Raw genomic sequence first — 11,430 nt, 5'->3', positions numbered from 1 at the left:
ATTGGTAAAACAAGCAACAATCGAATTACTACAGAACTGGAAACACTTTATAAATACAATAACTTCTGATAATGGGAAAGAGTTTGCGCAACATCAAGAGATCAGTTCGGCACTTGAAATAGATTTTTTCTTTGCCAACCCTTACAGCCCTTGGGAACGTGGTGCAAATGAAAATCTAAATGGATTAATAAGACAATACATACCCAAATCATCATCATTTGATGAAATAACTCCAGAGAAAATTATAGAAATACAAGAGAAATTAAACAATAGACCAAGAAAAAGATTTAATTTTGAAACACCTAATTTTATGTTTAATCAAAAAGTTGCATTTATAACTTGAATCCTGCTTTTTAAACGAGGTTATTTTTAAAATACTTAAAAAATAAATTCTGACACAAAACTGTATCTTGCACTTTCATTCAGTAACTAAATATTTATAAATTAATTTAAAATTTTAATTTCCCAGTTTTTAAATATATCGCTGAATTTTTAATCGAACTGTTGATAGCATCTACAAGGGCTTTTTCAAATGCAAAAAACATAACGCTTCCATTTCCTTTTGATATAAAATCTAATACTTTTTTTCGTGACTTTACATCATAAATCTGAAAATGAGATTTAACGATACAACTTTCACTTTGAGTACCTGCAGTCATACCCATACCTCCAGACATAGCCATAGGGATACCTGGATTTCCTTGTATACTGTTTGTAATTTCGTGATCATAAATTCTTATCAAGTAATCAGCATTAGTATTTGTAAATAATGAATCTACTTTCTTTTGTTGTTCTTGGGTAGCTATCAAAGGATCATTTGAAATAAATTCAAATGATTTATCATATTTTATATCACCAAATATATTTTCTTGTTTCAATGTAATGGCACATAAACTGTCATACTGTTTCACAAAATCCTTTTTTTGTTTATACTTTTTATTAAATGTTTTGGAAAATTCATTAATTAATACATTGTCATCACCGAAAAGAACCGCAGTTTTGTTGGAACCAAAAACAAATTTTGAATCCTTATAATTTGAATTTTCACTAATACGAACTACTTCGCATGAAATTAATAATTGAGCACTCGCTATTCCGGCTATCAGCCATTTACTTACTTTCATTTTATTATTAAATTAATTAAAAACTTATTAAATTTTAGAACTTCATAAAGTTTTTTTTAAACTTTCCTCCCCAACTCTTCCGCATCAATATCACTATGAGAAACATTATAAATGGCTTTTCCTTCTTTGATTAAAATCAATTGTGGCGATTGATGATATACTCCAAAACGAGTTGCAATTTCATTAGAAATATCGCGATGTGCTATTAAATCTAAAAAATAAGGCGTAACTTTATCTGAGCTATTGAACTCGTTTTCAAATTGTTTCAGCGCCATTCTACTTACACTGCATCGCGTACTGTGTTTAAAAATAGCCACCGGTTTTTCATTCGAAATGGTGATAATTTCATTCAGTTGTGCCAAATCAGTTAGTTCATTCCAGATGATTTTGTTTTCATTTGAATTCGTATCGTCTGAACTATTAAAAATATTTTTAAAAAAACTCATAATTGTATTGTTTTAAGACATTTTGACTTTTAAACATGATATAAATCATGAAATTTCTGTCAATTTGTCGGTACTATTGTATTGGAATATAAATTGAATATTGATTTACAAAGTTAATCAAATAACCACAAAACACTATCTCATCATGAACATAAATAAATTCACAATCAAATCTCAGGAAGCCATTCAGCTTTCACAACAATTAGCACAAACTCATGGACAACAACAAATAGAAAACGAACATATTTTTAAGGCTATTTTTGAAGTCGATGAAAATGTGGCGCCTTTTCTGCTTAAAAAACTTAACGTAAATGTGAGTTTATTGGAACAAATAATAGACAGCACAATATTAAGCTTCCCAAAAGTTTCAGGTGGCGAAATTATGCTTTCCAGAACCGCAAACTCAACACTAAACGAAGCCGAAATTATTGCCAAAAAAATGAATGATGAGTTCGTTTCTGTAGAGCACTTAATTTTAGCCATATTTAGTTCCAAAAGTAAAGTTGCCCAAATCCTAAAAGACCAAGGCGTAACTGAAAAAGGACTAAAATCCGCTATTGATGAATTGCGAAAAGGTGAACGAGTGACTTCGGCATCGGCTGAGGAAACCTACAATTCTTTGAATAAATACGCCAAAAATCTTAATGAATTGGCACGCGCAGGTAAACTCGATCCAGTTATCGGTCGTGATGAGGAAATTCGTAGGGTATTACAAATTTTAACGCGCAGAACTAAAAACAATCCAATGCTCGTGGGAGAACCCGGAGTGGGGAAAACTGCCATTGCCGAAGGATTAGCACACCGAATTGTAGATGGAGACGTTCCTGACAATTTGAAAGATAAAATCGTATTTTCTCTTGATATGGGAGCCTTAATTGCCGGTGCTAAATATAAGGGAGAATTTGAAGAACGATTGAAATCCGTAGTGAAAGAAGTGACTGCTGCTGAAGGCGATATCGTTTTATTCATTGACGAAATTCACACACTCGTTGGTGCCGGAGGTGGCGAAGGCGCCATGGATGCGGCAAATATCTTGAAACCGGCGTTGGCTCGCGGAGAACTTCGCGCCATTGGAGCTACAACTTTAGACGAATATCAAAAATATTTTGAAAAAGACAAAGCACTCGAAAGACGTTTCCAAAAAATAATGGTCGAAGAACCGGATACTGAAAGTGCGATTTCTATTTTACGAGGTATCAAAGAAAAATATGAAACACATCATAAGGTTCAGATAAAAGATGAAGCTATTATTGCTGCAGTCGAATTGTCTCAACGCTATATTACCAATCGTTTTCTTCCCGACAAAGCCATTGATTTAATGGATGAAGCAGCTTCAAAAATACGCATGGAAATCAATTCAAAACCCGAAGAACTGGATGTATTGGATCGAAAAGTAATGCAGTTGGAAATAGAAATTGAGGCAATTAAAAGAGAAAAAGACGAAAGTAAACTCAAAGTTTTAGGAATGGACTTGGCGAATCTAAAAGAAGAGAGAAACGAGATTTACGCCAAATGGAAATCAGAGAAAGATGTGGTGGATAACATTCAAGCGGTAAAAACGGAAATTGAAGATTTCAAATACGAAGCGGAACGTGCCGAACGTGATGGAGATTATGGAAAAGTAGCCGAAATTCGTTATGGAAAAATAAAAGAAGCCCAAGAACGATTGGATACATTTCAAAAACAATTAGCCGAAGATCAAACTGGAGGAACATCGTTGATAAAAGAAGAAGTTACCCGTGAAGACATTGCCGAAGTCGTAGCAAAATGGACCGGAATCCCAGTGATGAAAATGCTTCAGGGAGAAAGAGAAAAATTATTGAAACTGGAAGATGAATTGCATTACAGAGTAGTTGGGCAGGAAGAAGCCATTCAAGCAGTGAGTGATGCCGTGCGCAGAAGCCGCGCTGGATTGCAGGACATGAAAAAACCAGTTGGAACTTTTCTATTCCTTGGAACTACAGGAGTTGGCAAAACAGAATTGGCAAAAGCCTTAGCGGAATACTTGTTTGACGATGAAAATGCGATGACTAGAATTGACATGAGTGAATATCAGGAGCGCCACAGTGTAAGCCGTTTAGTTGGTGCGCCTCCCGGATATGTGGGTTATGAAGAAGGCGGACAATTGACCGAAGCCGTTCGCAGAAAACCATATTCGGTGATATTATTGGATGAAATTGAAAAAGCGCATCCAGATACTTTCAACATTTTGCTACAAGTTCTGGATGAAGGACGTTTGACCGATAACAAAGGACGTCTTGCAGATTTTAAAAATACGATTATCATCATGACTTCTAATATGGGAAGCCAGATAATTCAAGAGAAATTTGAAAATTTGAAAGGAAGCGTCGAAGCTGCAACCGAAGCTGCAAAAGTGGAAGTTCTTGGACTATTAAAACAAACCGTTCGCCCGGAATTCATTAATCGTATAGATGAAATTGTAATGTTTACGCCATTGACCAATGAAAATATTACCAAAATCGTAGGTTTACAACTAAAAAGCGTGACTAAAATGTTAGCGCTTCAAGGCATCACTATGGATGCTACTCCAGAGGCTATCGCCTATTTATCCGAAAAAGGATATGATCCTCAATTTGGAGCCAGACCAGTGAAACGTGTGATTCAAAGAGATGTTTTGAACCAATTATCCAAAGAAATTCTAGCCGGAAAAATTACAACCGATAGCATTATTCTGCTCGATGCTTTTAATGGGCAATTAGTCTTTAGAAATCAAAGCGAGTTGGTTTCTTAATCGGAATAATTTCAAACAATGAAAAACATCAGTCGAAAGGCTGGTGTTTTTTTATGACGTATAGTTTTTTAGGAGCATAACACTTATTGCTTTTCAATACGAGTTATCCCGCTGTCCGCAGTATCTTTTTTTAAACGCAACCCTTCCAGAGTTCAAAACTCAGTAAGGATAAGAAGCGTTTAAAAAAAGGATACTTACTTCCATCAGCGCTATACCAGAAATTTATGTCTCTCAAGCTGATTTTATAATTTGAGTAAATCAAAAAAGTATTAAATTCGCACTATTAAATAAACAAAACGCGCAGATTAAATTTTGGGAAAGCAATTCCAAAATCAACTAAGTTTCTAAAAACAATCAAAATGGCATCAGGTTTTTTCGCACTATTAGATGATATCGCAGCAATCATGGATGATGTTGCAGTAATGAGTAAACTTGCAGCCAAGAAAACAGCTGGCATTTTAGGTGATGATTTAGCCGTAAATGCCGAGAAAGCTTCCGGATTTATATCATCACGAGAACTTCCCGTATTGTGGGCCATAGCAAAAGGTTCCTTTATAAACAAAGTAATTATTTTACCTATCGCCTTTTTGCTGAGTGCCTTTTTGCCCATAGCCGTCGTTATCATCTTAGTGCTTGGCGGACTATATTTAGCCTACGAAGGCGCCGAAAAAATATTCGAATACTTCTTTCCTCATGAGCACTTTAAACATGAAATTTCATTGGAACCGTTGACTGAAGAGCAGATTTTAGCTTTTGAAAAAGATAAAATAAAATCAGCCATAGTAACTGATTTTATTTTGTCTGTAGAAATCGTAATCATTGCGCTGGGCACCGTCATCGGAAAACCCATTTCATCACAAATAATGGTTGTTACCATAATTGCAATCATAGCCACCGTGGGAGTTTATGGCATTGTTGCGCTAATAGTCCGCATGGATGAGGTAGGTTTAAAATTGATGCAACTGAGTTCCAAAGAAAAAAGTTTCTCAAAAACTTTAGGAAATATTCTGGTACAAGCCTTGCCAAAAGTCATCAAAAGTTTATCGGTAATAGGAACTATCGCTTTATTATTAGTGGCTGGTGGTATATTTGTACATAATATCGATTTTTTACATGGCGTATTACCCCAATTACCTTCCATAGTAACCGAATTTATAGTCGGACTTGTAATAGGAGGACTTGTTTTGGGAACTGTAAACCTCTTCAAAAAAATTATAGGCAAAAAGTAAGCAACCCAAAATAAAAATTTGAATAAAGCAAAAACAGCATCACCTACTGGTAATGCTGTTTAATATATAAATAAAAATGAATTTTATTTGACAGAAATTGGAATTATCCAATTATCCCAACTTAATGAGATAGAATTATTGATAATTGAATACATTAATTTTTCAGCTTTTGACTTCGCAACTCTTTGTTTTACTGTAACTCGAAGTTGATCTTCTTTTTCTTTGTATTTATAAGCGCCCCATTGTTTTGATTCTTTATTAAAGATAATAGTGCATTGCTTTCCATTTGGAATTATAAAAAAAGAATATTTTCCTGCAGGTAATTTTGATCCTTCAACAGTAAGTTCTTTGTCGGTTTCAAAAGTAGTTGCATCATTTGCACCAGCACGCCAAACTTGATTGAATGGAACTAATTTACCCCAAATTTCTCTGGCTCGAACAGATGGACTGCCGTAATTGATAGTGATAGTCGCACCATTTATTTTTCCCGAAACCACTTCCTTTGTGCTCGTTGGTTTCTCTTGAGCATTTATGGAATTTGTAATCAAAAATGCAACAAGTAAAAGATGTATTTTATTAAGTAATCTCATGATTTTAAAAGATTTAGTTTATTTAATAAAAATAAAGTAAGTTCACTTAACTTAGTATATTTCCTTTTAATTTTAAGAAAAAATTATGAACTTGATAATTAAATTGTTTTACCAGTACAATGACGGTATTATAATTTATTATTTTATTATTTTTACAAACAATACATTATTTATTTGACCAACTATGAATACAATTGCTGAACATATTGCTGATTTTTTAAAGGAATATCCGCCATTTAATCACTTGACATTTGAAGAGTTATCTGAAATAGCCATGAGCATTCGCGTTGTAAATTTAGATAAACATAAAACATTATTCCAAATCAATGATGTATTGCATGACAGTTTCTATGTTGTAGCCTCAGGGGTTATCAATTTATCGGTCATTGCAGATGCTGAAGAAACACTTTTGAATAAATGTACTGAAGGAGACATCTTTGGTTTACGTCCGTTTTTTGCCAAAAACAATTACATGATGACGGCCAAAGCCAGAGAAGAAAGTATTGTTTATGCTATTCCCATAGCCACATTTCGTCCTTTCGTAGCTAATAATTCGGAAGTTTTAAATTTTTTATTGGAAAGTTTTGCTGTAAACACGCGGAATCCAAAAGATAAAGAAAATTTAATTGGAAAGTTGATTTCTGATAATGTGTTTTATTCAGATCAGCAATCAGAAATGCAATATTTTCAATCTTTGTCCTATAATATTTCACCATTAAAAACAACGATTACAGCAATTGTACAAGAAGTTGCTCAATTAATGACAGAAACATTAAAAAATAATGTTGTTATTTGTGAAAATAATCTGCCTATCGGAATTGTAACCGATAGTGATATGCGTTCTAAAATTGCCACCGGCAGATATCCAGTAACTGTTTCTGTCGATAAAATAATGTCTTCTCCTGTAATTACTGTCGTGGAGAATGTCTCCTTGGCCGAAGCTCAATTACTAATGCTAAAACATAATGTAACTCATTTATGTGTAACACAAGATGGAACCGATAAATCGGATTTAAAAGGTATTATTTCTGAACATGATTTGATCGTTGCTCAAGCTAACAATCCCGGTGTTTTGATCAAAGAGATTAAGCGTTCCCAAAATCCAAAAGAATTAAAACAAATACGAGAACGTTTAACAGATTTGGTTCAAACATCAATTTCTAAAAACATACCGCTTTCTCATATTTTCAATATTGCCAGCGAAATAAATTTAGCAATTATTAAACGTTCTGTAGAGTTATCGATTTTAGATTTAGGTTCCCCTCCTGCCCGTTTTGCTTGGCTAAGTATTGGAAGTCAGGGAAGAAAAGAGCAATTATTATTGACGGATCAGGACAGTATTTTAATTTTTGAAGATGTATCTGCTGATAAATATCGTGACGTAAAAGATTATTTCCTTAAACTTGGAAAAAGAACAACTGCTACACTCGAAAAAATTGGTTATGAGTTATGTCCAAACGGACACATGGGAAGTAATATGCTTTGGTGTAAATCGCTGACTGACTGGACGAAACAGTACGACAGCTGGATGAATACTCCAGGTGAGAATAGCAATGATTTAAGCAGCATTTTCTTTGATTACGAAATCACATTCGGAGAACAAAGAATCGAAGATGCCATAGGAAATGTTGTTTTTAAAAACGCCAAAAACAATACTTTGTTCTTTGACTTTTTAGGAAATGATGCTTTGAGAAAGAATTCGCCACTGACTTTTTTCAAAAATTTTATTGTTGAAGAAGAAGGAACTAACAAAGATAAATTTGACATAAAAACACGTGCTTTGATGCCGTTGATTGATGGTGCTCGTCTATTTACCTTATGTTTTGATATTCGGGGAATTAACAACACTTTTCAACGATTCAAACAACTATCGATTACCGATCCAAAACATGCTGAAATTTATCTTAGTTGTGCTGAAGCCTTTTTAATTTTATCTAAATTCCGAACGTTAGAAGGTTTAAAAAATGATAATTCGGGTCAATTTATAAATTTGAATGAATTATCAAAAATTGAAAAGGAAAAATTAAAAAATGCTTTAGCTCCCATGAGAGAATTGGAAGAATTAATTAAAAATAAATTTCAACTTACTCAATTTTCATAATTATGTTAGACTGGTTAAAAAATATTAATAAAGAATATCCAGAATTTTGGAAAACCTATGTTTCTAAATTTGATAAAAAATCGTCTCGTTTTGTGATTTTATCGACTGAAACATCAGGCTTAAATCCAGATAAAGACGTGATTTTATCAATTGGTTCTTTTGCAATTATCGATAATAGTATTGTTATTGGGGATAGTTTTGAAACGGTTTTGTTACAATATAAATTTTTCCATGATAATGGACTTTCTAATGAATTTTTAGTAGAAAGCAAAATGAAAAAACTGGGAGAACCTGATGCCATAAAATTATTTATAGAGTTTCTAGGGAATTCCGTTTTAGTTGGTCATCACATTGACTTTGATGTGGAAATGATTAATGCAGCCTTGGAACGATTAGGTTGCGGCCGATTAAAAAATGAGGCCTTGGATGTTGATGTTATGCATCGGAAACTTAACGATGTTAATGATAAACAATTTTCGTTGGATGAACTTTGTGCAACCTATAAAATTACTAAAAGTGACCGAAATTCATCTTCAGAAGATGCTTATAAAACGGCATTATTATTTTTAAAATTAAAATCAAGACTGGGAATAAAGTAATTTTTATTCTAATCATTAAGAATAATTCCTTCCCAAAATCGTCCGTGATGACTGATGGAAATTGGTTTTTCTATCTTCGAATTGGAATCTATTATAAATGGAATTCCATTTTTTTTAAAAATTTCCGCAACAGAATCAATACTTTTAATTTTTTTGAAATGCTCTTTCTCGACAACAGCAATCGTGTAAATAGAATCGTTTTCAATTGTGCTTTGGGTAAAATAAATTTTTCCTTTTATGTAAACGGTTCCCAAAGTTGCATTTTCGTAAAAACATTCTAATTGTAATGGAAAAAAACCACGAATTCCTGTTTCCCGATTATAGATTTTGTAAGCTGCTTCCTTTCGAGACCATAAATTCCAAACCATTATTTCTGGATTTTCACTGGCAGAAATTAATAATTGCTCTTTTACGGTAAAGATTTTATTTAAAAACCGGTCTCGTTTCCAATTGCTTGCTTTTCTGGCTAAAGCCAAATCTACGATGTCATTTCCAATCATTTTTTACTAGTAATTCACTAATTTTTCTCTGATAATTTAGTTTCAATAATCTCCATTGCTGCTTTTACATTTAACATCCGTTCCATCGCTTCATTGTCAATTACAATATCATATTTCTCCTCAATATCTAAAATTACATCTACTAAACTAGCAGAATTAATCTTTAAATCATTGATGAAATCAGTGTTTTCCGTAAGGGAGTCAAAAGCTTCTTGATTTTGAATATATGGCTTAACTATGTTTTTTAATTCTTCAATTGTTTGTTCTTTATTCATTTTTATTTTTGCTTTTTTTTACTTAATTAAATTAAAAATTACCTGCCAATAGGTGAATAACTATATTTCTTAAAAATTACGCAGCCATTAACATCTCCAAAACCGAAACTGGCTTTTGCGATTATATTTAAATCCTTCTCAATCAGTTGTTGTGGTATACTCGATTCATCAATTATTGCTGTAATTTCAGGATGCAAATCGGCACAATTGATATTTGGGAAAACAAATCCGTGATGCAATTGTAATACCGAAGCCACACTTTCAATACTTCCTGCGCCAGATAAACAATGACCTACCATTGATTTCAAGGAGTTTATGTATGGAAATTCTTTTCCTTTTCGATCCAAAGCTTCACTCCAATTCTGAATTTCAAGACTGTCTTTTGAAGTTGCTGTCAAATGTCCGTTGATTGCGTCGACATCATTGGCATTGATTCCTGAATTTTTTAAAGCATCTTGAATGCATTTCTGCACTGCAATAGGATTTGGCGCAGTCATCGTTCCTAAACCACGTTGCCCGCCAGAATTTAGATTTCCACCCAAAACTTCGGCATAAATTGTAGCACCTCGATTTAATGCACTTTCTAAATCTTCTAGTATCAAAGCTCCTGCTCCACTTCCGGGAACAAACCCTGAAGCACTTACAGACATTGGCCTTGAGCCATTTTCGGGATTTTCATTGTGCTTAAAAGTGCAGACTTTCATAGCATCAAAGCCACCCCAAATGTAAGGTCCGGAATCGCTGGTGCTTCCTGCTAAAATGCGTTTTGCCTTACCTGATTTAATCCTTTCATACGCCATCAAAATACTTTCGGTTCCAGTTGTACATGCTGAGGAATTAGTGGAGACCTGGTTTCCTAATCCTAATTTTCCGCCCAGATAAGCACTTACGCCACTATTCATCGTTTGAGCAACGGCCGTACTGCCTAATCTTCTCGTTTTAAAATCATCTATTTTATAAATACTTTCGCGAAATTTATCAATTCCTGATGTTCCTGTGCCAAAAATAGTACCGCTATCCCAATCCGGTTCTTTATTGATTTCCATTGATAAACCGGCATCTTTCCACGCATCAATTCCCGCAATTACACCGTACAAAATCCCCGTTGAATTAAAGTTTCTTAATTCCAATTCAGAGAAATATTTTAATGCTAATTCAGTAGAAATTACTGGTTTTCCTGCTATTTGACAAGAAAATTGCAATCGTTCCAGCTCAGCGTCATGCTTGATTCCCGAAATTCCATTTTTGATGGCATGAGTAAACGCTTCAAGTCCTACTCCATTTGGAGCAACAACACCAAGACCTGTTATAACTACTCTTTTTTCCATTTATTTAGAGATTACCATGCCTGCGATTTTACCTGTACAAACTACATCTCCTTTTTCATTTTTCATGATGACTTTACATTTCAGTTTTCCAAATCTAAAGTAAACTTTTTCTGAAATTACGGTAACTTTTTCATTTGGAAAAACAGGTTTTAAAAATTCTATTGCTGTTGATGTTAAGGCAATTGAAGGATTTTTATTCAATGAATTATCTAATAAAAAAATCCCCAGACAAACCAAACCAATTTGCGCCATAACTTCCGTTAAAATAATACCTGGAGTCACGGGATTATCTTTAAAATGACCTTTGTAAAAATCAAGATTTTCATCAAAAGTATAGGTTCCTTCTACACCATTTTCATTGATTTTAAGAATTTCGTCCACAAACAAAAACGGTTTTGAATACGGTAATTTTGATATTATTTCTTGGTTAGTCATATTTTCTGATACAGATTTCACAGACTTATAAAAAAATAAGAAGATATCACC

The 11,430-nt window shown here is 33.6% G+C and carries 12 protein-coding genes; 5 read left to right on the top strand and 7 right to left on the bottom strand.

The features are described 5' to 3' along the window. A partial coding sequence (locus tag BMZ76_RS08820; RefSeq protein WP_167547441.1) for an IS30 family transposase occupies positions 1-343 on the top strand: 343 nt, incomplete at its 5' end. Positions 344-449: 106 nt separating this feature from the next. On the opposite strand, the gene BMZ76_RS08815 is transcribed toward BMZ76_RS08820, so the two are convergent. Continuing rightward, positions 450-1,124: a hypothetical protein gene (locus tag BMZ76_RS08815; protein WP_091205024.1), complete on the bottom strand. Its 675-nt coding sequence runs from the start codon at positions 1,122-1,124 to the stop codon at positions 450-452. Positions 1,125-1,180: 56 nt separating this feature from the next. Beyond that, entirely contained in the window at positions 1,181-1,570 is a 390-nt protein-coding gene (gene ytxJ, locus BMZ76_RS08810; RefSeq protein ID WP_091205022.1) for a bacillithiol system redox-active protein YtxJ, read from the bottom strand. A gap of 145 nt (positions 1,571-1,715) precedes the next feature. Here ytxJ and clpB point away from each other — a divergent pair, with 145 nt between their 5' ends. Continuing rightward, on the top strand, positions 1,716-4,322 hold the full coding sequence (gene clpB / locus BMZ76_RS08805) for an ATP-dependent chaperone ClpB (RefSeq protein ID WP_091205051.1): 2,607 nt from the start codon (positions 1,716-1,718) through the stop codon (positions 4,320-4,322). A gap of 359 nt (positions 4,323-4,681) precedes the next feature. After that, entirely contained in the window at positions 4,682-5,551 is an 870-nt protein-coding gene (locus tag BMZ76_RS08800) for a DUF808 domain-containing protein (RefSeq protein WP_091205019.1), read from the top strand. A gap of 83 nt (positions 5,552-5,634) precedes the next feature. Here the strand turns inward: BMZ76_RS08800 and BMZ76_RS08795 are convergent, their stop codons facing one another. Further along, the gene (locus BMZ76_RS08795) at positions 5,635-6,141 is read right to left on the bottom strand and encodes a DUF2911 domain-containing protein (RefSeq protein WP_091205017.1); all 507 of its coding nucleotides are present in this window, start codon (positions 6,139-6,141) and stop codon (positions 5,635-5,637) included. Positions 6,142-6,325: 184 nt separating this feature from the next. On the opposite strand from BMZ76_RS08795, the gene BMZ76_RS08790 reads away from it, so the two are divergent. Beyond that, positions 6,326-8,242 carry a DUF294 nucleotidyltransferase-like domain-containing protein gene (locus tag BMZ76_RS08790; protein ID WP_091205014.1) on the top strand — a complete coding sequence of 639 codons (1,917 nt, stop codon included), beginning with the start codon at positions 6,326-6,328 and terminating at the stop codon, positions 8,240-8,242. A gap of 2 nt (positions 8,243-8,244) precedes the next feature. Further along, on the top strand, positions 8,245-8,841 hold the full coding sequence (locus tag BMZ76_RS08785) for a 3'-5' exonuclease (RefSeq protein WP_091205011.1): 597 nt from the start codon (positions 8,245-8,247) through the stop codon (positions 8,839-8,841). Between the two features lie 8 nt (positions 8,842-8,849). On the opposite strand, the gene BMZ76_RS08780 is transcribed toward BMZ76_RS08785, so the two are convergent. The 4 genes from BMZ76_RS08780 to BMZ76_RS08765 are packed head-to-tail and all read right to left on the bottom strand — an operon-like array spanning position 8,850 to position 11,379. Then, entirely contained in the window at positions 8,850-9,341 is a 492-nt protein-coding gene (locus BMZ76_RS08780; protein ID WP_091205009.1) for a 4'-phosphopantetheinyl transferase family protein, read from the bottom strand. Positions 9,342-9,358: 17 nt separating this feature from the next. Next, positions 9,359-9,616, bottom strand: coding sequence for an acyl carrier protein (locus BMZ76_RS08775; protein ID WP_091205007.1), 258 nt, complete (start codon positions 9,614-9,616; stop codon positions 9,359-9,361). Positions 9,617-9,654: 38 nt separating this feature from the next. Continuing rightward, positions 9,655-10,944: a beta-ketoacyl-[acyl-carrier-protein] synthase family protein gene (locus BMZ76_RS08770; protein ID WP_091205005.1), complete on the bottom strand. Its 1,290-nt coding sequence runs from the start codon at positions 10,942-10,944 to the stop codon at positions 9,655-9,657. Further along, complete coding sequence (locus tag BMZ76_RS08765) at positions 10,945-11,379, bottom strand: 3-hydroxyacyl-ACP dehydratase FabZ family protein (protein ID WP_091205003.1); 435 nt, start codon at positions 11,377-11,379, stop codon at positions 10,945-10,947. It abuts the gene before it with no gap. Positions 11,380-11,430: the final 51 nt, after the last annotated feature.

This window comes from Flavobacterium xueshanense (assembly GCF_900112975.1).
In the GTDB taxonomy this organism is placed as follows: domain Bacteria; phylum Bacteroidota; class Bacteroidia; order Flavobacteriales; family Flavobacteriaceae; genus Flavobacterium; species Flavobacterium xueshanense.
Note: the sequence above shows the minus strand (reverse complement) of the source record. Positions and strands in the feature narration are given on the sequence as shown.

Bases quoted from the DNA above. Each gene is read 5' to 3' on its own strand.
- BMZ76_RS08800 (WP_091205019.1), top strand. From the start codon at position 4,682: ATGGCATCAGGTTTTTTCGCACTATTAGATGATATCGCAGCAATCATG.
- BMZ76_RS08790 (WP_091205014.1), top strand. From the start codon at position 6,326: ATGAATACAATTGCTGAACATATTGCTGATTTTTTAAAGGAATATCCG.
- BMZ76_RS08785 (WP_091205011.1), top strand. From the start codon at position 8,245: ATGTTAGACTGGTTAAAAAATATTAATAAAGAATATCCAGAATTTTGG.
- BMZ76_RS08765 (WP_091205003.1), bottom strand. From the start codon at position 11,379: ATGACTAACCAAGAAATAATATCAAAATTACCGTATTCAAAACCGTTT.
- BMZ76_RS08795 (WP_091205017.1), bottom strand. From the start codon at position 6,141: ATGAGATTACTTAATAAAATACATCTTTTACTTGTTGCATTTTTGATT.
- BMZ76_RS08770 (WP_091205005.1), bottom strand. From the start codon at position 10,944: ATGGAAAAAAGAGTAGTTATAACAGGTCTTGGTGTTGTTGCTCCAAAT.
- ytxJ (WP_091205022.1), bottom strand. From the start codon at position 1,570: ATGAGTTTTTTTAAAAATATTTTTAATAGTTCAGACGATACGAATTCA.
- BMZ76_RS08815 (WP_091205024.1), bottom strand. From the start codon at position 1,124: ATGAAAGTAAGTAAATGGCTGATAGCCGGAATAGCGAGTGCTCAATTA.
- BMZ76_RS08780 (WP_091205009.1), bottom strand. From the start codon at position 9,341: ATGATTGGAAATGACATCGTAGATTTGGCTTTAGCCAGAAAAGCAAGC.
- clpB (WP_091205051.1), top strand. From the start codon at position 1,716: ATGAACATAAATAAATTCACAATCAAATCTCAGGAAGCCATTCAGCTT.
- BMZ76_RS08775 (WP_091205007.1), bottom strand. From the start codon at position 9,616: ATGAATAAAGAACAAACAATTGAAGAATTAAAAAACATAGTTAAGCCA.